The sequence below is a fragment of the Variovorax sp. ISS6 genome, from assembly GCF_056523145.1.
Genome location: NZ_JAWRZC010000001.1, coordinates 685845 through 707995, shown reverse-complemented (window position 1 = coordinate 707995; position 22151 = coordinate 685845). Strand labels below are relative to the sequence as shown.

At 65.4% G+C, this 22151-nt stretch carries 22 protein-coding genes; 17 read left to right on the top strand and 5 right to left on the bottom strand.

Features of this window, described 5'->3' with window-relative positions; all coding sequences use genetic code 11:
• Nucleotide 1 precedes the first annotated feature (1 nt).
• From AC1HIL_RS03235 to AC1HIL_RS03225, 3 genes are all read right to left on the bottom strand, one after another.
• The gene (locus AC1HIL_RS03235) at nucleotides 2-1441 is read right to left on the bottom strand and encodes a sensor histidine kinase (protein WP_057593708.1); all 1440 of its coding nucleotides are present in this window, start codon (nucleotides 1439-1441) and stop codon (nucleotides 2-4) included.
• A 37-nt stretch (nucleotides 1442-1478) separates the two neighbouring features.
• A complete protein-coding gene (locus AC1HIL_RS03230; RefSeq protein WP_057593707.1) occupies nucleotides 1479-2150 on the bottom strand; it encodes a response regulator in 672 nt (223 codons plus the stop codon).
• A 73-nt stretch (nucleotides 2151-2223) separates the two neighbouring features.
• Complete coding sequence (locus AC1HIL_RS03225) at nucleotides 2224-2709, bottom strand: MarR family winged helix-turn-helix transcriptional regulator (RefSeq protein WP_479671132.1); 486 nt, start codon at nucleotides 2707-2709, stop codon at nucleotides 2224-2226.
• A 146-nt stretch (nucleotides 2710-2855) separates the two neighbouring features.
• Here AC1HIL_RS03225 and recA point away from each other — a divergent pair, with 146 nt between their 5' ends.
• From recA to AC1HIL_RS03205, 4 genes are all read left to right on the top strand, one after another.
• Nucleotides 2856-3917, top strand: a complete 1062-nt coding sequence (recA, locus tag AC1HIL_RS03220) for a recombinase RecA (RefSeq protein WP_057593705.1) — start codon at nucleotides 2856-2858, stop codon at nucleotides 3915-3917.
• A gap of 67 nt (nucleotides 3918-3984) precedes the next feature.
• The gene (gene recX, locus AC1HIL_RS03215; RefSeq protein ID WP_057593704.1) at nucleotides 3985-4440 is read left to right on the top strand and encodes a recombination regulator RecX; all 456 of its coding nucleotides are present in this window, start codon (nucleotides 3985-3987) and stop codon (nucleotides 4438-4440) included.
• Complete coding sequence (locus tag AC1HIL_RS03210; RefSeq protein ID WP_057593703.1) at nucleotides 4427-4843, top strand: hypothetical protein; 417 nt, start codon at nucleotides 4427-4429, stop codon at nucleotides 4841-4843. Before recX ends, AC1HIL_RS03210 begins: the two co-directional genes overlap by 14 nt.
• A 74-nt stretch (nucleotides 4844-4917) precedes the next feature.
• Complete coding sequence (locus tag AC1HIL_RS03205; RefSeq protein WP_479671131.1) at nucleotides 4918-5670, top strand: hypothetical protein; 753 nt, start codon at nucleotides 4918-4920, stop codon at nucleotides 5668-5670.
• Between the two features lie 53 nt (nucleotides 5671-5723).
• Here the strand turns inward: AC1HIL_RS03205 and argC are convergent, their stop codons facing one another.
• Complete coding sequence (argC, locus tag AC1HIL_RS03200) at nucleotides 5724-6647, bottom strand: N-acetyl-gamma-glutamyl-phosphate reductase (protein ID WP_479671130.1); 924 nt, start codon at nucleotides 6645-6647, stop codon at nucleotides 5724-5726.
• Nucleotides 6648-6855: 208 nt separating this feature from the next.
• On the opposite strand from argC, the gene sucC reads away from it, so the two are divergent.
• The 13 genes from sucC (at nucleotide 6856) to AC1HIL_RS03135 (ending at nucleotide 21317) form a co-directional block, all read left to right on the top strand.
• Nucleotides 6856-8022: an ADP-forming succinate--CoA ligase subunit beta gene (gene sucC, locus AC1HIL_RS03195; protein ID WP_057593700.1), complete on the top strand. Its 1167-nt coding sequence runs from the start codon at nucleotides 6856-6858 to the stop codon at nucleotides 8020-8022.
• An 11-nt stretch (nucleotides 8023-8033) separates the two neighbouring features.
• Nucleotides 8034-8927 carry a succinate--CoA ligase subunit alpha gene (gene sucD / locus AC1HIL_RS03190; protein ID WP_057593699.1) on the top strand — a complete coding sequence of 298 codons (894 nt, stop codon included), beginning with the start codon at nucleotides 8034-8036 and terminating at the stop codon, nucleotides 8925-8927.
• Nucleotides 8928-9044: 117 nt separating this feature from the next.
• Nucleotides 9045-9734, top strand: a complete 690-nt coding sequence (locus AC1HIL_RS03185) for a TerC family protein (protein ID WP_057593698.1) — start codon at nucleotides 9045-9047, stop codon at nucleotides 9732-9734.
• 46 nt (nucleotides 9735-9780) lie between these two features.
• Nucleotides 9781-10584 (top strand): Stp1/IreP family PP2C-type Ser/Thr phosphatase, encoded by an 804-nt coding sequence (locus AC1HIL_RS03180; RefSeq protein ID WP_057593697.1) that lies wholly within the window; start codon nucleotides 9781-9783, stop codon nucleotides 10582-10584.
• 75 nt (nucleotides 10585-10659) lie between these two features.
• Nucleotides 10660-11310, top strand: a complete 651-nt coding sequence (locus AC1HIL_RS03175; RefSeq protein ID WP_057593696.1) for an FHA domain-containing protein — start codon at nucleotides 10660-10662, stop codon at nucleotides 11308-11310.
• Between the two features lie 57 nt (nucleotides 11311-11367).
• Entirely contained in the window at nucleotides 11368-13629 is a 2262-nt protein-coding gene (locus tag AC1HIL_RS03170) for a CHASE2 domain-containing protein (RefSeq protein WP_479671129.1), read from the top strand.
• A 26-nt stretch (nucleotides 13630-13655) separates the two neighbouring features.
• Nucleotides 13656-14459 (top strand): 3',5'-cyclic-nucleotide phosphodiesterase, encoded by an 804-nt coding sequence (locus AC1HIL_RS03165; protein ID WP_057593694.1) that lies wholly within the window; start codon nucleotides 13656-13658, stop codon nucleotides 14457-14459.
• A gap of 221 nt (nucleotides 14460-14680) precedes the next feature.
• Nucleotides 14681-15151, top strand: a complete 471-nt coding sequence (locus AC1HIL_RS03160; RefSeq protein WP_479671128.1) for a pilin — start codon at nucleotides 14681-14683, stop codon at nucleotides 15149-15151.
• A 174-nt stretch (nucleotides 15152-15325) separates the two neighbouring features.
• A complete protein-coding gene (locus AC1HIL_RS03155) occupies nucleotides 15326-17131 on the top strand; it encodes a hypothetical protein (RefSeq protein ID WP_479671127.1) in 1806 nt (601 codons plus the stop codon).
• Nucleotides 17121-17561 carry a GtrA family protein gene (locus tag AC1HIL_RS03150; protein WP_479671126.1) on the top strand — a complete coding sequence of 147 codons (441 nt, stop codon included), beginning with the start codon at nucleotides 17121-17123 and terminating at the stop codon, nucleotides 17559-17561. Before AC1HIL_RS03155 ends, AC1HIL_RS03150 begins: the two co-directional genes overlap by 11 nt.
• Nucleotides 17562-17571: 10 nt before the next feature.
• On the top strand, nucleotides 17572-19194 hold the full coding sequence (locus AC1HIL_RS03145; RefSeq protein ID WP_479671125.1) for an NAD(P)/FAD-dependent oxidoreductase: 1623 nt from the start codon (nucleotides 17572-17574) through the stop codon (nucleotides 19192-19194).
• Nucleotides 19195-19308: 114 nt separating this feature from the next.
• Nucleotides 19309-19794 (top strand): hypothetical protein, encoded by a 486-nt coding sequence (locus AC1HIL_RS03140; RefSeq protein WP_479671124.1) that lies wholly within the window; start codon nucleotides 19309-19311, stop codon nucleotides 19792-19794.
• On the top strand, nucleotides 19791-21317 hold the full coding sequence (locus tag AC1HIL_RS03135) for a hypothetical protein (protein WP_479671123.1): 1527 nt from the start codon (nucleotides 19791-19793) through the stop codon (nucleotides 21315-21317). The genes AC1HIL_RS03140 and AC1HIL_RS03135 overlap by 4 nt, the downstream gene beginning before the upstream one ends.
• 136 nt (nucleotides 21318-21453) lie before the next feature.
• On the opposite strand, the gene AC1HIL_RS03130 is transcribed toward AC1HIL_RS03135, so the two are convergent.
• A complete protein-coding gene (locus AC1HIL_RS03130; RefSeq protein ID WP_479671122.1) occupies nucleotides 21454-21810 on the bottom strand; it encodes a hypothetical protein in 357 nt (118 codons plus the stop codon).
• Between the last annotated feature and the right edge of the window lie 341 nt (nucleotides 21811-22151).

Genomic DNA, 22151 nt, shown 5'->3' with positions numbered 1-22151 from the left:
TTCAGGCCGGCGCGCTTTCGAAGCGCACCGTGAAGCGCGCGCCCGGCGGCTGCCGCTCGGGATGCGCGTCCTCGAGCGTCACCTGCGCATGGTGCTGGTTCGCGATCTCGCGCACGATCGGCAGTCCCAGGCCCGAGCCGTCGGCCTCGTTGCCGAGCACGCGGTAGAAGGGCTCGAACACGAGCTCGCGGTCGGCTTCGGAAATGCCCGGGCCGTTGTCCTCCACCTGCAGCAGCAGCACCCGGCCGAAGGGATCGGCCAGCACCCGCGCGGTGATCACGCCGGCGCGTTCGGGCCGCGAGGGCGTGTAGTTGATCGCGTTGTCGACCAGGTTGCGCACCAGCTCCTTGAGCAGGGTCGGGTTGCCCTCGAGCACCACGCCGCGCGAGCCGGGATCGACACCGTCGTAGCCGAGGTCGATGCGCTTCTCGATCGCGCGCGGCACCGCCTCGCGCACCACCTCGATCGTGAGCCGCGCCAGGTCGCAGGGCTGGCGATGGGCGCCGGCGCTGTTGCCCTCGGCGCGTGCCAGCGACAGCAGCTGGTTCACCGTGTGGGTGGCGCGCACGCTGGCGCGGCCGATCTGCTTGAGCGACTGCTTGAGCTCGTCGGCGTTGGCGTTCTCGCGCTGCGCCAGGTCGGCCTGCATGCGCAGGCCCGCGAGCGGCGTCTTGAGCTGGTGCGCCGCGTCGGCCAGGAAGCGCTTCTGCGTGTCGATGGAATCGTTGAGCTTGTCGAGCAGCTCGTTGACCGAGGACACCAGCGGCACCACCTCCAGCGGCACCGAGGATTCGTCGAGCGGGCTCAGGTCGCCGGGGCGGCGCTCGCGGATGCGCGCCTCCACCACCGACAGCGGCTTGATGCCGCGCACCAGCGCCAGCCAGATCAGCAGCACCGCGAGCGGCAGGATCGCGAACTGCGGCAGCAGCACGCCCTTGATGATCTCGGCCGCCAGCAGCGACTGCTTCTGGCGCGTCTCGGCCATCTGCAGCAGCGCGGGCGGCGCGTCGGGATGCTCGCCGGCCAGCCAGACCGAGGCCACGCGCACCGGCTTGCCGTTCATCTCGCCGTCGCGCAGCGAGACCTGGCCGATCACCGGCGGCTCGTCGAGGCTGGGATGCGGCACGTCGCGCTCGCCGCTGAGCAGCGCGCCGTGGCTGTCGAGCACCTGGTAGTACACGCGGTCGGCATCGTCGCCGCGCAGGATCTCGCGCGCCGACTGCGGCAGTTCGAAGCGCGGGCCGCCCTTCTGCGTCGTGACCATGCGCGCCAGCGTCTCGACGTTGTGCTCGAGCGCGCGGTCGAAGGGCGCGTTGGCGATGCCCTGCGCCACCAGCCAGGTCACGCCGATGCTGACCGGCACCAGCAGCAGCAGCGGCGTGAGCATCCAGTCGAGGATCTCGCCGAACAGGGAGCGCTGCGCGCGCTGGAAGAGTTTCATCGGGCCGGACCCGCCGCGCCTGGCGGCCGCGCGGGCGTCACTGGATCTTTTCGAGGCAGTAGCCGAGCCCGCGCACCGTGGCGATGCGCACCGGGCCCTTCTCGATCTTCTTGCGCAGGCGGTGGATGTAGACCTCGATCGCGTTGAGGCTCACCTCCTCGCCCCATTCGCACAGCCGCTCCACCAGCTGGTCCTTGCTGACCAGCCGGCCCGCGCGCTGCAGCAGCACCTCGAGCAGGCCCAGCTCGCGCGCCGACAGCTCGACCATCTTGCCGTCGAGCGTGGCGACGCGGCCGGCCTGGTCGTAGACCAGCGGGCCGTGCTTGATCGCGTTGCTGGTGGTGCCCATGCCGCGGCGCGTGAGGGCGCGCACGCGCGCCTCGAGCTCCTGCAGGCTGAAGGGCTTGGCCATGTAGTCGTCGGCGCCGTTGTCCAGGCCCTTGACGCGCTCCTCCACGCTGTCGGCCGCCGTCAGCACCAGCACCGGCAGCTGCGAGCCGCGCGCGCGCAGGCGCTTGAGGATCTCGATGCCGTGCAGGCTCGGCAGGCCGAGGTCGAGGATCAGCAGGTCGAACTCGCTGTGGGTCATGAGCGCGGTGTCGGCCTCGGAGCCGTTGGCCACGTGGTCGACCGCGGCGCCCGAGGTGCGCAGGCTGCGCAGCAGGGCGTCGGCCAGCACCTGGTCGTCCTCGGCAATCAGAATCCGCATAGCCCACCTCCAGCCCGGTTCGCGCCGCGGGGCGGCGCCGTTGCACGTTCGTTGTCTCCGCTCGGCAGGGAGTCTAGCCCGCCGTATAGGCTTCCAGACCGATGGTTACCACGGTGGCGACCTCGTCGCCCACGCTGGCGCGGAACTCGCGCTCGGCCTGCGTCACCGCCTGGCGGAAGGCCTCGAGCCAGGCCAGGCCGTCGGCCGTGAACAGCACGCGCCGCGCGCGCGCATCGAGCGGATCGGGCCCGCGCGTGACCAGCCCCCAGGCCTCGCACTGGTCGACCAGCGCGCCCATGGCCTGCTTGGTCATGCCGGCGCGCTCGGCGAGCTCGGTCAGGCGCGAGCCCTCGCGCGCGAGGTGGCGCGTGATGTGGATGTGGGCCGCGCTGACCTGCGCACGGGCCGCGAGGTTCGACAGCGCGAGCGGCACGTCGACGTCGTGCGCCATCAGCGCGAGCACGCGCTCGTCGAAGCGCCGCATCGCGTGGCCGAGCAGCCGGCCCAGGTGGGTCTGGCGCCAGGCATCGGGGTCGAGGGGAAAAGGGGTGTCGCTCACGGCGTCAAATGGTAAAGCAAACTGACCAAAAAATGGGTTTACTCGAATCCATCCGCCCCTACACTACTGTTCAAGCATCCAGGCTGTAGTTAAAAGCAGATGGATCCGGCAGTACACAACCCGTTGATCTTCAAGGAGTTTTTCACATGGACGCAGTCGTCAAGGGCTCGAGCATCGCAGGTGCCAACAGCGAAAAGGCCAAGGCCCTCCAGGCCGCGCTGGCCCAGATCGAGAAGCAGTTCGGCAAGGGCACGATCATGCGGCTCGGCGAAGGCGAGGCGCTCGAGGACATCCAGGTGGTCTCCACCGGTTCGCTGGGCCTCGACATCGCCCTGGGCGTCGGCGGCCTGCCGCGCGGCCGGGTGGTCGAGATCTACGGTCCTGAATCCTCGGGCAAGACCACGCTCACGCTGCAGGTCATCGCCGCCATGCAGAAGCAGGCCGGCACCTGCGCCTTCGTCGACGCCGAGCACGCGCTCGACGTGCAGTACGCCCAGAAGCTCGGCGTGAACCTGTCCGACCTGCTGATCAGCCAACCCGACACCGGCGAGCAGGCGCTCGAGATCGTCGACTCGCTGGTACGCTCGGGCGCCGTCGACCTGATCGTGGTCGACTCGGTCGCCGCGCTCACGCCCAAGGCCGAAATCGAAGGCGAGATGGGCGACTCGCTGCCCGGCCTGCAGGCCCGCCTGATGAGCCAGGCGCTGCGCAAGCTCACGGCCACGATCAAGAAGACCAACTGCATGGTCATCTTCATCAACCAGATCCGCATGAAGATCGGCGTGATGTTCGGTTCGCCCGAAACCACCACCGGCGGCAACGCGCTGAAGTTCTATGCCTCGGTGCGGCTGGACATCCGCCGCATCGGCACCATCAAGAAGGGCGACGAGGCCATCGGCAACGAAACCAAGGTCAAGGTGGTGAAGAACAAGGTCTCGCCGCCGTTCAAGACGGCCGAGTTCGACATCCTGTTCGGCGAGGGCATCAGCCGCGAGGGCGAGATCATCGACATGGGCGTGACCGCCAAGATCATCGACAAGTCGGGCGCCTGGTACGCCTACAACGGCGAGAAGATCGGCCAGGGCCGCGACAACGCGCGCGAGTTCCTGCGCGAGAACCCCGAGCTGTCGCGCGAGATCGAGAACAAGGTGCGCGAGTCGCTGGGCATCCCGCTGCTGGCGGCGGACGCGGCCGGCGCGGCCGAATAACCGGCCGATGCCTGCGAGCGGGGCGCCTGCGGCCGCCCCGCTTTCCTTTTCCGCCCCTGCATTTCCGATGGCATTCGATGCTCCTTCCCTGAAAGGCCGCGCGCTGCGTCTGCTGAGCCAGCGCGAGCATTCCCGTGGCGAGCTCGAGCGCAAGCTGGCGCGCTACGAGGAAGAGCCGGGCACGCTCAAGGCCGCGCTCGACGAGCTCGCGGCCAAGGACTTCATCAGCGAGGAGCGCGTGGTCGCCTCGGTGCTGCACCAGCGCGCGGGCCGGCTCGGCGCGGCGCGCGTGCGGCAGGAACTGCAGGCCAAGGGCATCGGCGCCGAGGCCATCTCGCAGGCGGTGGCCGGGCTGCAGGGCAGCGAGCTCGAACGCGCGGCCGCGCTCTGGCGCCGCCGCTTCGACGCCCCGCCCGCCGATCCCAAGGAGCGCGCGCGGCAGGCCCGCTTCCTGATGGCGCGGGGCTTTTCGGCCGCGGTGGCGGCCAAGGTGCTGAGGAGCGACATCGATGAACTCGAATGAACTCTCGCGCGTGATCACGCAGCGCGTGGCCTGCGATTGGCGCGCGGCCTATGCGCTGGCGGCCGATCCCGCGCGCCTGCCCGAATGGGCCAGCGGCCTGGCCGACGGCGCGCTGGCGCGCGAAGGCGAGCACTGGGTCGCGACCACGCCCGGCGGTCGCGCGGTGCTGCGCTTCGCGCCGGCCAACGAATTCGGCGTGCTCGACCACTGGGTGGCGCCCGAGGGCGTGCCCGAGGTCTACGTGCCGTTTCGTGTCGTCGGCGTGGCGCCCGGCGCCTGCGAGCTGCAGTTCACGCTGCTGCGCCAGCCGCACATGGACGACGCCGCCTTCGCGCACGACGCCGAATGGATCGCGCGCGACCTGCGCGCGCTGCGGGCGCTGCTCGAGGCGCCGGCCCGCTGAGCGGCCGGGCGGCCGGGGCCGCGCCAGACCGCTGGCATGATCCGCGGCTTCGAACAACGAGGAGGAGCCGCGCCATGTCATCGAACCCCGCCAACCCATCCGAGCCTCCCTCGTTGATACGCACCGGCGCCCGCGCCGGCGCGGCCTTCGTCGCTTCGGTCGCGAAGGGCATCTTCTTCGGCGCGCTGCTCGGCGGCGGCGCCTTCTTCTACTACCTGGGCCAGCTGAGCGGGCCCGGCTATCCCGGCGCACGCGCGGGCGGCGTCGGCGCGGCGCTCGCGCTGCTGACCTCGCCGCCGCTGCTGGTGGCCGTGCTGCTGGCGCTCTTCATGGGCGTGTACGTGATCCTCGGCGTGTCGCAAGGCCGCACGCGCGCGATGCAGCATCTGGTGGCCGCGCGCGGCGAAGCGGTGGCGCAGCGCCTGGGCGATGCCATCGCCGGGCGCATCGAATCGATGCCGCGCACCCACGGGGCGCTGCGGCGCGCGAGCGACTGGCTCTCGGTCGATGCGCTGAGCGCGCAGCTCGCGCCGGTGCTCGGCGACGGCAAGGCGGTGCGGGCGGTGATCGCCTTCGTGCTCGACCGGCTGCCGCTCAGCGAGATGCTGGCCGAGTGGCAGCAGGGCCGCGCCGCGCAGGGCGAGCCGCCGTTGCCCGTGGCGTCGGGCGGCGCGGCGCCCGCGCAGGATCCGGCCTTGCGCGCGCTGATCGCGCGACGCATCCACGAGACGCTGCAGGAGATGTCGACACCCTCGCGCATGCCGTTCTGGATCGTGCTCGCGCTGCATGCGGCGCTGTTCGGCACGGGGCTCTGGCTGGTGGGCTGAAAACGAAAAAGGCGCCGGGGAGCCGGCGCCTTTTTGAGCGGGGAAGCCGCGCCTCAGAGCGACAGCATCAGCTTGAGGTTCTGCACCGCGGCGCCGCTCGCGCCCTTGCCGAGGTTGTCGAGGCGCGCGATCACCACGGCATGGCGGTGGTCCTCGTTCGGGAACACGCGGATCTCGAGCTGGTTGGTGTCGTTGAGCGCCAAAGCGTCGAGCTTGCCGTCCTCGGTGGGCGGCAGCACCTTCACGAACTGCTCGGGCGTGTTGCTCTTCGCGTAGTGCGCGGCCAGCGCCTCGTGCAGGTCGCCGGCCTTCGGCTTGCCGGGCAGCAGGTCGAGGTGCAGCGGCAACTGCACCAGCATGCCCTGCTTGAAATTGCCGACCGAGGGGATGAACACCGGGCGCTGCGTGAGGCCGGTGTATTTCATGATCTCGGGGATGTGCTTGTGCTTGAGGCCCAGCGCGTAGGTCTCGAACAGCGGCGCCTCGCCCTTCTCGTAGGCCTCGATCATGGCCCGGCCGCCGCCCGAGTAGCCGCTGACCGAGGGCAGCGCGATCGGGAAGTCGGCCGGCAGCAGGCCCGCGTCGACCAGCGGGCGCACCATGGCGATCGCGCCGGTGGCGTAGCAGCCGGGGTTGCCCACGCGGTCGGCCCGGGCCACGGCCTGCCAGTGTCCTTCGACCAGTTCGGGGAAGCCGAACACCCAGCCCGGCGCCACGCGGTGCGCGGTCGAGGCGTCGATGATCTTGGGCTTGCTGCCCGACAGCTGGTCGATCAGCGCGACCGATTCGCGCGCCGCGTCGTCGTGCAGGCACAGCACGACGAGGTCGACGCCGGCCATGAGTTCACGCTTGGCGTTCACGTCCTTGCGCAGCTCGGGCGCGATGCTCACGAGCTCGATCTGCGGCATGTTCTGCAGCCGCTCGCGAATCTGGAGGCCGGTGGTGCCGGCTTCGCCGTCGATAAAGACCTTGGCCATGGTGGGGTTGCCTGATAGAGAGGGGCCTAGAAGAAAGTACGTATTGACCGCACACGCCCGTCAGTATTGATGCGGCGCACCATGATACAGTCCGCGATTGTCCGCCGCCCCCAGCCGTCAGGCTGCCGTCGCCTGTGGACAACAGAGCCAACACCAGCCTGCCTCGATCTCCCGTTTTTCAACCTCTTCCTTCCGAGAGACATCCCTCATGAAGATTCACGAGTACCAAGGCAAGGAAATCCTTGCCAAGTTCGGCGTGCCGGTGCCGCGCGGCATTCCGGCCTACACGGTCCAGGAGGCGGTCGAAGCCGCCCAGAAGCTGGGCGGCCCGGTCTGGGTGGTCAAGGCCCAGATCCACGCGGGTGGCCGCGGCAAGGGCGGCGGCGTGAAGGTCGCCAAGACCATCGAGGACGTGAAGAAGCTGGCCGGCGAGATCCTCGGCATGCAGCTCAAGACGCACCAGACCGGCCCCGAAGGCCAGAAGGTCCGCCGCCTCTACATCGAAGACGGCGCCGACATCCAGAAGGAATACTACGTTTCGGCCGTGACCGACCGCGCCACCCAGAAGGTGGCCTTCATCGCCTCGAGCGAAGGCGGCATGGACATCGAGGAAGTGGCCCACTCCTCGCCCGAGAAGATCATCACCGTGTTCGCAGACCCGCAAAAGGGCCTGACCGACGAACAGGCCAAGCAGATCGCCGACGGCATCGGCATGCCGGCCGATTCGACCGCGCAAACGGTCGACATCCTCAAGAAGCTCTACACCTGCTACATGGAGACGGACGCCTCGCTGGTCGAGATCAACCCGCTCAACCGTGACAGCAAGGGCAACGTCATGGCGCTGGACGCCAAGTTCAACTTCGACAGCAACGCGCTGTTCCGCCACCCCGAGATCGTCGCGCTGCGCGACCTCGACGAGGAAGATCCGGCCGAAGTCGAAGCCTCGAAGTTCGATCTCGCCTACATCTCGCTCGACGGCAACATCGGCTGCCTGGTGAACGGCGCCGGCCTCGCGATGGCCACGATGGACACCATCAAGCTGTTCGGCGGCGAGCCGGCCAACTTCCTCGACGTGGGCGGCGGCGCCACCCCCGAGAAGGTCACCGAGGCCTTCAAGATCATGCTGAAGAACAAGAACGTGGAAGCCATCCTCGTCAACATCTTCGGCGGCATCATGAAGTGCGACACCATCGCCACCGGCGTGATCGCGGCCTGCAAGGCCGTGAACCTGCAAGTGCCGCTGGTCGTGCGCATGAAGGGCACCAACGAAGCCGAAGGCAAGAAGCTGCTGGCCGATTCGGGCCTGCCGATCATCAGCGCCGACACCATGGCGGAAGCGGCCCAGAAGGTCGTGGCAGCAGTCAAGAAGGCCTAAGGAACAGAGTCATGTCGATCTACATCAACAAAGACACCAAAGTCATCACCCAAGGCATCACCGGCAAGACGGGCCAGTTCCACACCGAGAAGTGCCAGGAATACGCGAACGGCAAGAACGCCTTCGTGGCCGGTGTGAACCCCAAGAAGGCCGGCGAGTCGATCTTCAACATCCCGATCTTCGGTTCGGTGAAGGAAGCCGCCACGCAGACCGGCGCCACCGTGTCGGTGATCTACGTGCCGCCGGCAGGCGCGGCGGCCGCGATCTGGGAAGCCGTCGAGGCCGACCTGGACATGGCCATCTGCATCACCGAAGGCATTCCGGTTCGCGACATGCTCGAAGTGCGCAACAAGATGAAGGCCAAGGAAGCCGCCGGCGGCAAGAAGACGCTGCTGCTCGGCCCGAACTGCCCCGGCCTGATCACGCCCGACGAGATCAAGATCGGCATCATGCCCGGCCACATCCATCGCAAGGGCCGCATCGGCGTCGTGAGCCGCTCGGGCACGCTGACCTATGAAGCCGTGGCGCAACTGACCGAGATCGGCCTGGGCCAATCGTCGGCGGTCGGCATCGGCGGCGACCCGATCAACGGCCTCAAGCACATCGACGTGATGAAGGCCTTCAACGAAGACCCCGACACCGACGCCGTGATCATGATCGGCGAAATCGGCGGTCCCGACGAAGCCGACGCCGCCCGCTGGTGCAAGGACAACATGAAGAAGCCGGTCGTCGGCTTCATCGCCGGCGTGACGGCGCCTCCCGGCAAGCGCATGGGCCATGCCGGCGCGCTGATCTCGGGCGGTGCCGACACGGCCGAGGCCAAGCTCTCCATCATGGAAGAGTGCGGCTTCACCGTGACGCGCAACTTCTCGGAACTGGCCAAGCTGCTCAAGGGCAAGCTGTAAGCCTAGGCGTTCGCGCCCGGCAAGGTCCGCAAAGAGACCTCACGCGCAAGAAAGAACAAGACGCCCGCAATCCGATTGCGGGCGTTTTTTTCACAAAAACAAAGCGGGATCAGAGACATGGAACTTCTTCAAAGCACGGACTTCTGGATCGGCCTGATCAAGATCGTCTGGATCAACATCATCCTGTCGGGCGACAACGCCGTGGTGATCGCCATGGCGGCGCGTTCGCTGCCGCCCGAGCAGCAGAAAAAGGCGGTGCTGTTCGGCTCCGGCGCGGCCGTCGTGCTGCGCATCGTGCTGACGGTGGTGGCGGCCAAGCTGCTGGCGCTGCCTTACCTGCAGATCATCGGCGGCCTGCTGCTGCTGTGGATCGGCCTGCAGCTGCTCGGCGAGGACGACGAGGGCGAGGGCGACTCCAAGGAGTACGGCAGCATGATGGCGGCCGTGCGCACCATCCTGCTGGCCGACCTCGTGATGAGCCTGGACAACGTGATCGCCGTGGCGGCAGCCGCGCAGGGCAGCATGGTGCTGCTGGTGCTGGGCCTGGCGATCAGCATTCCGCTGGTGATCTTCGGCAGCACGCTGATGATCAAGCTGATGGAGCGCTTCCCCATCATCGTGATGCTGGGTGCCGCGCTGATCGGCTGGGTCGGCGGCGAGACCATCGTGAGCGACGTGTCGCTGCGCGAGATGCTGGCGGCCAACCCGTGGCTGCACTACGCCGCCGCCGCGGCCGGTGCGCTGTTCGTGGTGGCGGTGGGCAAGCTGCTCCAGCGGCGCGCCCACGCGGCCGCCGCGCAGCACTGAAACCGGAAGCCACCACCGGGCTGCCGCTTCGCCGACACTTGCGACCATGGTAGGTGTCGGCACCTCTCTTTTCTCGACCCGTCCGCCGCTCTCGTGGGAGTTCGCGGCGCTGACGGACGTCGGCCGCGTGCGGGCCCACAACGAGGACGCGGTCCATGTCGACCCCGCGCTCGGGCTGGCGGTGCTGGCCGACGGCATGGGCGGCTACAAGGGCGGCGAAGTGGCCAGCGCGATGGCGGTGTCGCTGGTGCACGCGAACTTCCGGCGCTGGTACGTGCAGGCCGGTCCGCAGGCACCGGCCCGCGTCGTGCGGCGCGCGCTGCAGGCCGCGACCGACGAGGCCAATGCCGCCATCCTCGACGGCAGCCTGACCAATCCCCACCTGCAGGGCATGGGGACCACGCTGGTCCTGGCGGCCTTCGGGCCGCACCGCGTGATGGTGGGCCACATCGGCGACTCGCGCTGCTACCGGCTGCGCAACGACAAGCTCGAGCAGCTCACGCGCGACCATTCGCTGCGCCAGCAGCAGCTCGACGCGGGCGCCATCACGGCCGAGGAAGCGCTGTCCTCGCCCAACCGCAACCTCGTGACCCGCGCCGTCGGCGTCGAGGCCCAAGTCTTGCTGGAAATGCATGAACACACGGCCAGGCCCGACGATCTCTATATGCTGTGCTCGGACGGGCTCAGCGAAATGGTCCCGGACGCCCAGCTTTTCACGCTTCTGACGAGACAAGACGGTGGTATTGAGTCCAAGGTATCACTTTTGGCAAACATCGCCAACGAAAATGGCGGACGGGATAACATTTCTGTCATCCTGGCCCGGGCCAGCCTGCCTCGCACGGCAGCCTGACGAAATCGGCGGGGTGGCAAGTCCATCCGCCATGTCGTTTCGGGTCTCGCGACAATTGCAATCAGGGAGTCGGCAGTGCCGAGAATGAGTATCTCGATCGATGGTGTCGTCATCCGGGAAGTGACGCTCGCGAAGGACCGTACCACCCTCGGGCGGCGCGCCTATAACGACATCGTGGTCGACAATCTCGCGGTGAGCGGCGAGCATGCCGTCCTGACCTTGCGCGGTGGCGATGTCCAGATCGAAGACCTCAACAGCACCAACGGCACCTACGTCAACGCAGTGGCGGTGCAGAAGCGCACGCTCAAGGACAACGACGTCATCGAGGTCGGCGGCTGCCGCATCCACTACCGCGCGCGCAGCGTCGCGCCCGCGGCCGGCGTGCCGGTCCACGTCGCTGTCGCCAGCGAATCTTCCGCACCCATTCCCCTGTCGGCCGCGCCCACCGAATCGGGGGCGCTGGTCGAACTCGGCGTGCCGGTGCTGCGCGTGCTGGCCGGCGAGAACGCCGGGCGCGACCTGCCGCTGCAGAAGGTCGTCACCACCGTCGGCAAGCCCGGCGTCGCGGTGGCGGTCGTCACGCGCCGGCGCCAGGGCTACGTGGCCGCGAGCGTCATGGGCGCCGTCCTGCTCAACGGCGAGCCGCTGGGCGCCGAGGCCGTGGCGCTGCACGAGAACGACCTGCTCGAACTCGGCACCCTGCGCCTGCAGTTCCAGCGGGTCTGAGCCGCGGGGCTTCCGTCGGCGAACCGGCTTCGATTCCCGTCCCGGTTCCGGTCGATCATGAGTGCACTGCGGCGCCATTGGGCGCGCATCGCCGTCACCCTGCTGCCCGTGCTGCTGGCGCTGGCGCACGCCACCGGGCTCTGGCATGCCGGCATGCTCGAGCGCCTCGACCACCTGATCTACGACGTGCGCCTGCGCGCCACCATGCCGGGCACCTTCGATCCGCGCATCGTGATCGTCGACGTCGACGACGCGAGCCTCGCGCGCCAGGGGCAATGGCCGTGGCCGCGCGACAAGGTGGCGCGGCTCGCGAGCGAGTTGCTGTCGCACCAGCAGGCCAGGGTCGTCGGTTTCGACGTCATGTTCGTCGAGCCCGACCGCAGCTCGAGCGTGGACCGCCTGCGCGAGCTGGCGAGCGGTCCGCTGCGCGGCATCCCCGGCTTCGCCGCCGAAGTCGAGAAGCTCGCGCCTTCGCTCGACAACGATGCCGTGCTGGCGCGCACGCTCGCGGGCCAGCCCGTGGCGCTCGGCTACTACTTCACGCAGGCCGAGACGCCGCGCGCCCGCGGCGCCTTGCCCGCCACGCCGCTGTGGCCCGCCGGCGCCCTGCCCGCGACGGAGGGCTACACCACGCACTGGAACGGCTTCGGCGCCAGCCTGCCGGTGCTCGCGCAGGCCGCGCCCAGCGGGGGTTTCCTCAACACCCTGGTCGGCGAGAGCGACGACGGCGTGATCCGCAGCGTGCCGCTGATCGCGCGCTACGACGGCGACCGCGCCCAGCCCGGCTACTACGAGTCGCTCGCGCTGGCCGTCTACCGGCTCGCCAACGGTTCGCCGCCGGTGCTGCCCGCGCTGGTGCCCGGCAGTCCGGTCGCGCAGCTCGAGTCGCTGCGCATCGGCGAGCTGCGCGTGCCGGTCGACCGCAACGCCAGCGTGCAGGTGCCGTTCCGCGGCCCGGGCGGCAGCCGCGGCGGGTCGTTCCGCTACGTGGCGGCCGCCGACGTGCTCGAGGGCCGGCTCGCGCCCGAGGAGCTCAAGGACAAGATCGTGCTCGTCGGCGCCACCGCGCCCGGCCTGCAGGACCTGCGCGCCACGCCCGCGGCCCCGTCCTTCGCCGGCGTCGAGGTGCATGCCAACATCGTCTCGGCGCTGCTCGACGACCGCCTGCTCGCCGTGCCCGACTACGCGCCCGGCTACGAGGTGCTGAGCGTGTTCGTCGCCGGCGTCGTGCTGGCCATCGGCCTGTCGCTGCTGCCCGCGCTGCGCGCCGTGGCCTTCATGCTCGCCGTGGCCGCGGCGCTGGTCGGACTCAACACCTGGCTCTACGTCGCGCATGGCCTGGTGCTGCCGCTGGCCTCGGCGCTCGCGATGGTTGCGCTCGCCTTCCTGCTCAACATGAGCTGGGGCTACCTGGTCGAATCGCGCGCGCGCCGCGGCCTGGTGCAGCTCTTCGGCACCTATGTGCCGCCGCAGCTCGTCGACGAGATGCTGGAGCGCCCGGGCCGCTACAGCATGCGTGCCGAGAGCAAGACCATGACCGTCATGTTCTGCGACATGCGCGACTTCACGCGCTTCTCGGAGCAGATGTCGCCGGCCGAACTGCAGGCCTTCCTCAACACCGTGTTCAGCCGCCTCACCGACGTCATCACCGCCCACCGCGGCACCGTCGACAAGTACATGGGCGATTGCGTCATGGCCTTCTGGGGCGCGCCGCTCGAGACGCCTGAGCACGCCAGCCTCGCCGTGAATGCCGCGCTCGACATGGCCGAGGCGGTGCACGACATCAACCGCATCCACCGCGCCACCGGCCGGCCCGAGATCAGCATCGGCATCGGCATCAACAGCGGCGTCATGAGCGTGGGCGACATGGGTTCGGCCGCGCGGCGCAGCTACACCGTGGTCGGCGACGCGGTCAATCTGGCCTCGCGCCTCGAGGGGCTCAGCGGCCACTACGGCGTCGAGATCGTCGCCAGCGGTGCCACGCGGGAGCTCGCGCCGGCCTATGTCTGGCAGGAGCTCGACAGCGTCTTCGTCAAGGGCCGGGCCCAGGCCGTCGCCGTGTTCACGCCGCTGGCCGTCGCCTGGGACGAGGCGGCCGTCATCGCCGTGCGCGAGGCGCACCGGCTCGAGCGCTGGGCCGAGGTACTGGCCGCCTACCGGCGCCAGGACTGGGCCTTGGGCCGAAACTTGCTGGACCCCCTCCTCGTGGCCGATGCCAAAAAAGTCCTTTACCAGCTCTACGCGCAGAGATTAGCCTCGATGGCCTTGCGCCCGCACGACCCGTCGTGGGACGGTGCAACCCGGTTCGAAACCAAATGACAGACACAGACAAGGGGTCTCTCACAATGCAGGTTCGTGTGCTGGGTTGCTCGGGCGCCATCGCCAAAGACTGCCGCACCACCTCCTTCCTGGTCGACACCGACCTGCTCGTCGATGCCGGCACCGGCGTCGGCGACCTCACCCTCGACGAAATGGCCGGCGTCGACGACATGGTGCTCACGCACTGCCACCTCGATCACATCGCCGCCCTGCCCCTGATGCTCGACGCCGTCGGCGGCCGCCGCACCCGGCCGCTGCGCGTGCATGCGCTGCGCGCCACCATCGAGGCGCTGCGTGCCCACGTCTTCAACAACATCATCTGGCCCGACTTCGAGAGCATCCCGAGTCCCGAGACCCCCTTCGTCACCTTCCACGACATCGCCGTCGGCCAGACGCTGCTGCTCGGCAGCGCCACGCCCAAGCGCATCGAGGTGCTGCCGGCCGTGCACACCGTGCCCGCCTGCGGCTTCGCCGTGAGCCGCGCCGACGGGGGAGCGCATTGGGTCTTCAGCGGCGATACCGAGCGCAACGCGCCGTTCTGGGACCGGGTCAACGCGCTGGAGGTTGCGATGCTGGTGATCGAGACGGCCTTCAGCAACCGGGAGCAGGCGCTGGCGGAGCGAAGCCTGCATCTGTCGCCGACCATGCTGGCCGACGAACTGGCCCACATCGATCCGGGCAAGGACTATCCGATCTACATCACGCACACCAAGCCGGCCGAGACCGAGGAGATCATGAGCCAGATCGAAACCTTGGCGGGGCGGAAGGTGCGGGGATTGGCGCAGCGGGACATCCGCTGGCTGAAGGCGGATGGGATCCTGACTTTCTGAGCCGGGTCGCGCGACGGGGATGGCATGACAAAATTGTCACCATGTGTCGCATCTTGATACATCTTCTGTCACGTGCAGTAACACCAATGTGGTCCGGGGTGACGCGTTAGGTCGCTGACGGGGCGGGAAACCGGGTGGCACGGATGCTGCGGAAGGTTCTCCGCTCCGGGGGGAGGACTCCCGGGAGTGACAACCAACCCAACCAACCTGGAGTTAGTGAAATGAACCGTCGTTCCATCGCACGCAATGTGCAGAAGGGTTTCACCCTTATTGAATTGATGATCGTTGTGGCGATCATTGGCATTCTTGCGGCCGTGGCGCTGCCGGCTTATCAGGACTACACCGTGCGTGCGCGCGTGTCGGAAGCCATGGTGCTCGCATCGGCCGCCAAGACGCTGGTTGGCGAGAACGCTGCTAATGCGGCTTCGGATCTCACGCTGGGCTTCGACTCCACCTCGGTCAACTCGACGAAGAACGTGACGTCGATGTCGATTGACAAGGATACGGGTGTCATCCTGGTGAAGACGACTGCAGCAGCAGGTAGCGTGGATCTGACGCTGACCCCCACCTCTGGCAGCAGCGATGCTCCACTTGCCGCAGGCGGTACCCCGTCGGGCCAAATCAAGTGGAAGTGCAGCACGACGTCAGAGAAGTTCAAGTACGTGCCTAGCGAATGCCGTAACGCTACTTAATTGGCAGGGTGCAATCAATGCAGGCCCGCTTGCGGGCCTTTTTTGTACTTTGACGTAGCTGGGTGGGGCATGCACGCAGGGAGAAGGTTCCAATGGGCATTCGCCGCAGTTGCGGCTTTGCTTTTCGCATGGGTCCACCCATACAACGGAATCCGCCATGACGGGATGCTTTACGTGGCCCAGGCCCTGAAGCACATCGATCCCGCCATCTTCAACGGGGACTTATTCTTCAAGTTTGGCTCGCAAGACTCCTTCAGCGTTTTCGGGAGGGTGTACGCACATGCAGTCGAAGTCATGGGAGTTGCTTGGTCTTCTTTGATTGGGGTACTTGCCGGGCAGCTTCTCTTCATTGTTTCGATCGGCTTTCTGGTTTGGCGCGTTCTTCCAGAAGGCGCTAGAGCGCTGGCTTGCTGCATCTTGGCGATTACTGCTGGCACCTACGGCAGCTCGTCCATCTTTCATTTTGCAGAGCCTTTCCTGACGGCCCGCACCTATTCAGAAGTTCTCGTTGTGTTCGGGGTCGCGTTCATGGCCCGCGGTCAATTGATTGCGGCTGCGGCGTTCTGCATGGTTGCGGCATTGCTGCATCCCTTAATGGCGCTCCCGGGCCTGTTGCTGTGCTGGGCACTGGCCGTGCGGCAGCATCGTGCTTGGCTATGGCTACTCGCACTCGGTGTCCCGCTGATGGCAGCGGGCTATTTTGGTGCAGCACCGCTTGATCGCGCATTTCTCTTTTACGACGCTGAGTGGCGACAGCTCGTTGACAAGCACAACTTCGTTTTCATGACGGGATGGCCATTTGCCAGTTGGCTAGCCTTGCTCGCCGACCTTGCGTTGCTTTGGACTCTCGCACTTCGCCAGAGCGACAGTCACCTTGCGTCAATGCTAAGAGCCCTCGCAGTGATGGCAGTCCTTTGTTTAGCGTTGGCCTTGTTCGGCGGCGATCTTCTGTCCAATGTACTCGTGACCTCCCTGCAACTATGGCGCGTGCAGTGGCTCGTGCATCTCGTTGCGCTGGTATTCCTGGCGCCAGAATTGCTGCGTGGCTGGCATGGCTCTCGAGCCGAACAATTGGCGGTCGCATTGTTGATTTACGCCGTGTTGTTTCAAGACATTGCGACGGGAAGCTTGGCCATGCTGATGGGCCTGTTGCTACTCTATGTCGGGGCTCCTCGCAATTGGCAGCTGTCTCGATTCACTCTATATTTTTCCGTGACCTGCTTGGTTGCGGCAGTTGGGTACAACTGGTGGAAAAAGGTCACTGTTTCGATTCGCATGGGCGAGTACCTGAGCGGAGCGCAATCGATGAGCTTTGGCAGCAAGGCCAGCGCATTTATGCAGCAGGCTCCGGTTGGTCCTTTGCTCTTGGGATTGATCGCCATCGGGCTGATCTGGTGCTTCCGGCGTTCGCAGATCGCTATCTGCGTGATATTGATTGGCCTCACCGTGACCACCGCCGTACGTTGGGATCGTCGCCCAGAGATCACCAAGGTCGTTGAAAGCACCCCAGTCCGGGGGCCACATGTTTTCGCTGATGTGGTGCCGCCTGAAGCCGAGGTGTATTGGCAGGGTGATGCTCTCGCGCCGTGGCTGCTAATGCACCGCCGCAGCTATGCGAGTGGCGTGCAGGCTGCGGGCTTGGTATTCAATCGTGGCACGGCAATTGAACTGGATCGCCGTCGTGACGTCACCTCGGCCTTCGATGTGCAGCGGGAGATCTGCGGCCTTCTGAATGCACTGCGGGACGACAAGGACTCATGCGAGCCTGACGTGTCAGGTCTCGAACTGACCTGCGAAGCAGATCCCCAGCTCGGATACATCGTCATGCCCACCAAGTTGGAGGGCTGGGTACTCGCGTCCTGGACGCCCAGGAGCGAAATCGGAAACGGCAACGAGGGCAACCTGAAGACGTACTACCTTTACGGCTGTGCCGAACTCACCAAGAAGACCACTAACCCTAAGGCAGTAAATGCACGCTGATTCCTCTTACGGTATTTCATCCGCCGCGCCGAGGCTTTCGGCGCTGTCCATCGCTAGGGAATTTGCCGGCTACTTCGCCGTGTCGCTCGCAGGGCTCATGGTTGATGGGGTCATGCTTCTGATTCTGGTTTCTGGATGTGGGTTGCCAGTCGTCCATTCGTCGGTTGCTGCGTTCATGGCTGGTCTCGCCGTGGTTTATTTGTGTTCCGTGAAGTTCGTGTTTATGAACCGGCGCGTTGCGCAGCCCGTCGTCGAGTTCTTCACGTTTGCCATGCTGGGAGTCGCCGGCCTTCTCTTGACGATGCTCATCATGCACGTGGGCACGCAACAACTGCATCTTGACTATCGCTGGACCAAGATAGGCGCGGCAGGTGCCAGCTTCGTCTGCAACTTCGCACTGCGCAAGCTGGTGCTTTTCTCGAGGGGATGAGGGAATGAACATGAATGAAATCAACGTGGTCGTGATCGGCGCGGGCCCTGCGGGGCTGACGGCTGCCTATGAACTCCAGCGTGCGGGCGTGCAGCGGGTGTCCGTCATCGAAGCGGACGCTCAAGTGGGCGGAATTTCCAAGACCGTCGAGTACCGGGGCAATCGGATCGACATCGGAGGCCATCGATTCTTTTCCAAGTCCGACTGGGTGATGCAGTGGTGGGCATCCATCCTCCCAGTGGAGAAGGCGGCGGAAAGTGGGGCGCTCAACTTCAGATACCAAGGGCAACAGAGGGATGCGTTGCCTGAAAACCTCGCGGAGGTGAATCCGTCGGGACGAGACGACGTGATGATGGTCCGCAACCGCCTTTCGCGCATCTACTTCAATGAGCGCTTCTTCGACTACCCCTTGAAACTCAACGCTGGAAATCTCCGCAAGCTTGGGTGGACGAAGACCGTCACTTTCGGGCTCAGCTACATCAAGGCCAAGGCGAGTCCCATCAAGCAGGAAGTCTCATTGCAAGACTTCTTCATCAATCGATTTGGTGAGAAGCTGTATCGCCAATTCTTCAAGGAATACACCGAAAAGGTATGGGGCGTGCCTTGCAGCGAAATCAGTGCAGCCTGGGGGGCTCAGCGCGTCAAGAGCCTCTCCGTCAGCAAGGCGTTGTGGCACGCGGCCAAGTCGGCGCTCGGCATGAACAACGGCCAGGCAGAACAGACGTCGCTCATCGAGTCCTTTGTCTATCCCAAGCTTGGGCCGGGACAGATGTGGGAAGAGGTTGCCAGGCGATTCGTGAACAGCGGTGGCGTGCTGCTGATGAAGCACCGTGCGCAACGTATCGAGATTTCAGAAGGAACCGTTCGCGCGGTCGACGTGATCTCGCACGATGGGCAACGTCAACGGCTCGAGTGCACGCACGTCGTGTCGACAATGCCGGTCAAGGATCTCGTTGCGGCATCCCAGGATGCTTGGCCGGCCGAAGTCGTGAGCATCGCGAGCCGCCTTGAGTACCGCGACTTTATGACGGTTGGACTGCTGTATCGGCGCGAGGACCTGCCAGTCGCGCTCAGTGACAACTGGATTTATATCCAAGAGCCGGGTGTGAAGGTGGGGCGAGTCCAAGTCTTCAACAACTGGAGCCCGTACATGGTCAGCGATCCCGAGACGGTATGGCTCGGCCTCGAATTCTTCTGCAAGGAAGACGACGACCTATGGTCGCTGAGCGACGATTCGCTCAAGCAGCTCGCGCAGTCGGAGATGAAGCAGATCAAGCTGGTCAGTACCTCCACGGCCATCGACGCGACGGTGCTGCGCGTCCCAAAAGCCTACCCCGGCTATTTCGGAGAAGCCTATGAGCAATTCGACCAAGTCCAGTCCGCGCTGGATGCAGTTTCCAACCTGTTTCTGGTTGGTCGCAATGGAATGCATCGGTACAACAATCAGGATCACTCGATGCTGACGGCGAAGGAAGCTGCGCATCAGATCATCACGGGCGAGGTCGACAAGAGTCGCTTGTGGGCGATCAACGTGGACGATGAGTACCACGAAGAGAAGGCGGTGTCGGAGCAGTCGGCTCCCGCGCAGCCTGGAATGATTGGAGCGGAGCCGGCCTTGGGGGCTCAGTCCTGAGCGTTCGAAGCCAGCCGCGCGTTCCGCAGGGCATGGGTGCTCAGGTCATGTCGAGAGGCGGACTTGCCTTGAGATCAAAGGCGGGTCTGTCTCGCTCTACCGGTACAAACTTGGATGAAATCGATAGTCGTTGGTTTTCTTGCATCCATCGTGTTGCTGGTGCTATGGCGTCATCTGATCCCTGGCGGGTTCATTTTTTATCAGGGCGTGTGCGTTGCCGTCATCGGCGCGTGCATCCAGTGCGTCGTCCAGTCAAGGCGCAAGCCACGGTCGCCTTACGTGAAAGACGCGATGGTGACCTTCCTGCTCGTTTACGCTTTCGTTTTCACGATTCCGACGACGGTGGATCGGTCCTATTCCGTCAGGATGATCGAACACGTCGCCGGAGCCCAAGGCGTTGTCTCGAAGAGCGAGATTTCCTCGATGTTTCAGCGTTACTTCAGTGACGGTGGTGGGGTTGACCGCAGGCTGGAAGAGCAGCTCGCGACAGGCACCATGCGACGAGACGGCGAAGGCTATGTGGCTTCATCCGAAGGACGGTGGATGGCTGCGGCATTTCGCGCGGTTGCCCTTGTTTTTGCCTGTGGCTCTTCAACGTGACTGCATATCCGCAAACGACGACGTCGACCTCTGAAGCCATCGAGATTCGTCACCTCTATGAACAGCGGTCGACCACGCGTCACCTCGAGATTGCTTACCTCGCTCTGCCGGCGTTCGTATTCGCCCTCGGCTTCCTCGCGTGGTGGGTAGGCATTGCCATTGCGATTCTCCTCGGGATAGGCTGCATCCTCGTTTTCGCTGAGCGGCCTGAGCGCTCAGGTTCCGGATGGGCGGCATCCACGGCCGTGTGTGCCGCGGCGATCGTCATTCTCCTCGCGGGGTTTCCCAACGGTCCCTTCGTGTGGGACTGGGTCAAGCATTGGGCCATTGTCAACGAGCTGGGGACCGACTCATGGCCCGTTGTCCTGGAACTGGATGGTCTTGCACGTCATCTTCGCTTTTACCTGGGTGCCTATCTGGTTCCGTCTTTCGTGCACAAACTTCTGCCGACCGTGGATCTGCAGTTCGCGTTCGGCGTGTGGCTCTTCGGCGGATTCGTGCTCGTGTTTCGCACGGTGTGCGCAGTGGGGGCCACGAAATGGCAATCCGGCGCCGCGGCGATTCTCTTGCTCGTTCTTGGCGGTGCGGATGCCTTCGCGGAGCACATCGCCCGGGGGGGGCAGAAGCTGCCCGTCGCACCATGGCTCGGCATTCACTACGAGGCATGGGCGGCGAATGCTTTCAGGCTGCCGATCGAGTTCTCTTCGTTCTTGACGGCCTTGATCTGGGTCCCGCATCAAAGCATCGCCACCTTTCTCGTGGCCGGACTGATACTTTTCAATGATCGAAAAGGTGGTTTGGGTGCTGCGGTGTTGGGTTATGGCCTACTTTCCTTGTGGTCGCCCTACGGAATGATCGGTCTGCTGCCGCCGATGCTGTTGCTGGCTTGGGAACGGCGTCATGAGTTGCTGCATTGGAAAACTGCGATCCAGGTGCTGGCCGGCGCCGCTATTGCACTTTGCATGGTGGACTACTTGTCCACGGAACTGCCGTCCGGTGGTGCCTGTTTCTCCTGCCTCCCGGACCGGCTTCATCTCGTGCCGGACGTGCTTCTTTTCCTGGCGGTCGAGCTTTCCGTATTCGCGTTGATTCTTCGCCAGCGCATCGTGCAGGATCTTGGTTGTCTGATTTCCGTCGTCACGTTGTGTCTTCTGCCGCTGTTCCACGGACAAACTCCGGATCTGGTCATGCGCGCATCGATGGGCCCCTTGTTCGTTCTGGGCATTCGCTCCATTCAGACAGTTTTGCAGGAGCGGCTTACCGTGCGGACGGTGGTTCCCGTCGCGCTGGCGCTGGTGCTATGCACACCTGCGGCGGTGAGTGAGGTGCTGTATGTGCGCACTGGGGCTCGAGCGCACTTGGCCTTGGGCCCCAATGACCCACTGGGGCAAAAATGGATTCGTACGGTGGCGACGAAAACGACCTATAGCGCTCAGGAGTTCTTCGAACTATGCGGCTGGGAGTTCTTGCCCCAGTACTTCTCGAAGGGAAAACCCCGTCTGCTGCGCGATCCCCAGGAGTAGCGCCGATCGCACCTTTTCCGCACCGCAGCTGGAGGCGCCTGCGATGACTCATCCGGTTGCGAACCACGGAGGATCGAATCGGCGATGGCGATGGCGATGGCGATGTAGCGGGGGAGCCGCTTGCCGAATGCCGCTGCTACGGCAGCGGGGTATTGTCGAAAACCACTTCGATGCGCACGCGCGCCTTCACTGCCGAGCCCCTCAATTCCCCCGGAATGAAGGCGGCATTCATGAACGCCTCGCGGGCAATCGTTTCATACACCGGCGGCAACAGTGGCTCCTCGGCCAACATTCTCCGGACCTCACCATATTCGTCGATGAAGAGGGAGAAGACGCCCACCCGTCGATCGGGGGGGTGTTGTTGTTCCGGTGCTTTCAAGATGATCGGCGCTCTGGGCGTTGGCGCCGACGACAGCAAGGAGCGAGGCACGTACTCGCTGAAGGGGTCTACGGGCGGATAGGGAGTTCCGACTGGAAGATCCTTCTTGTCCAAGTCTGTTTCGATTTCGGAGGACAACAGTTCGGAGGATGGCGACGAAACGCTCGCCGCCGGCGTACCCGTTCCGAGCGAACGATCAGGTGTCTTGAAAGGCCGTACTGACACTGCGGATACGGGTTGAGCGTTGACTTGCTCTGGCGCGGCCTTGTCTACGGATGGTGGAGCGCTACTCTGCACGACATGCCGCGTTTGAAAACGGGCGTGTAGCTGCTGCATATTCGCAGGGCCCGACGATCGAGAGGGGGCAGGCAGGCGTATCGAGAGCAAGAGGGCGTGCAACGCAACCGAGAACGCGACGCACCCTGCGGCGAACCAAACCGCACGAGGAGGGAGGA

Bases quoted from the DNA above. Each gene is read 5' to 3' on its own strand.
- AC1HIL_RS03145 (WP_479671125.1), top strand. From the start codon at position 17,572: ATGAATGAAATCAACGTGGTCGTGATCGGCGCGGGCCCTGCGGGGCTG.
- AC1HIL_RS03230 (WP_057593707.1), bottom strand. From the start codon at position 2,150: ATGCGGATTCTGATTGCCGAGGACGACCAGGTGCTGGCCGACGCCCTG.
- AC1HIL_RS03185 (WP_057593698.1), top strand. From the start codon at position 9,045: ATGGAACTTCTTCAAAGCACGGACTTCTGGATCGGCCTGATCAAGATC.
- AC1HIL_RS03140 (WP_479671124.1), top strand. From the start codon at position 19,309: ATGAAATCGATAGTCGTTGGTTTTCTTGCATCCATCGTGTTGCTGGTG.
- argC (WP_479671130.1), bottom strand. From the start codon at position 6,647: ATGGCCAAGGTCTTTATCGACGGCGAAGCCGGCACCACCGGCCTCCAG.
- AC1HIL_RS03170 (WP_479671129.1), top strand. From the start codon at position 11,368: ATGAGTGCACTGCGGCGCCATTGGGCGCGCATCGCCGTCACCCTGCTG.
- recX (WP_057593704.1), top strand. From the start codon at position 3,985: ATGGCATTCGATGCTCCTTCCCTGAAAGGCCGCGCGCTGCGTCTGCTG.
- sucC (WP_057593700.1), top strand. From the start codon at position 6,856: ATGAAGATTCACGAGTACCAAGGCAAGGAAATCCTTGCCAAGTTCGGC.
- AC1HIL_RS03235 (WP_057593708.1), bottom strand. From the start codon at position 1,441: ATGAAACTCTTCCAGCGCGCGCAGCGCTCCCTGTTCGGCGAGATCCTC.
- sucD (WP_057593699.1), top strand. From the start codon at position 8,034: ATGTCGATCTACATCAACAAAGACACCAAAGTCATCACCCAAGGCATC.
- AC1HIL_RS03205 (WP_479671131.1), top strand. From the start codon at position 4,918: ATGTCATCGAACCCCGCCAACCCATCCGAGCCTCCCTCGTTGATACGC.
- AC1HIL_RS03150 (WP_479671126.1), top strand. From the start codon at position 17,121: ATGCACGCTGATTCCTCTTACGGTATTTCATCCGCCGCGCCGAGGCTT.
- AC1HIL_RS03180 (WP_057593697.1), top strand. From the start codon at position 9,781: ATGGTAGGTGTCGGCACCTCTCTTTTCTCGACCCGTCCGCCGCTCTCG.
- AC1HIL_RS03165 (WP_057593694.1), top strand. From the start codon at position 13,656: ATGCAGGTTCGTGTGCTGGGTTGCTCGGGCGCCATCGCCAAAGACTGC.
- AC1HIL_RS03160 (WP_479671128.1), top strand. From the start codon at position 14,681: ATGAACCGTCGTTCCATCGCACGCAATGTGCAGAAGGGTTTCACCCTT.
- AC1HIL_RS03210 (WP_057593703.1), top strand. From the start codon at position 4,427: ATGAACTCGAATGAACTCTCGCGCGTGATCACGCAGCGCGTGGCCTGC.
- recA (WP_057593705.1), top strand. From the start codon at position 2,856: ATGGACGCAGTCGTCAAGGGCTCGAGCATCGCAGGTGCCAACAGCGAA.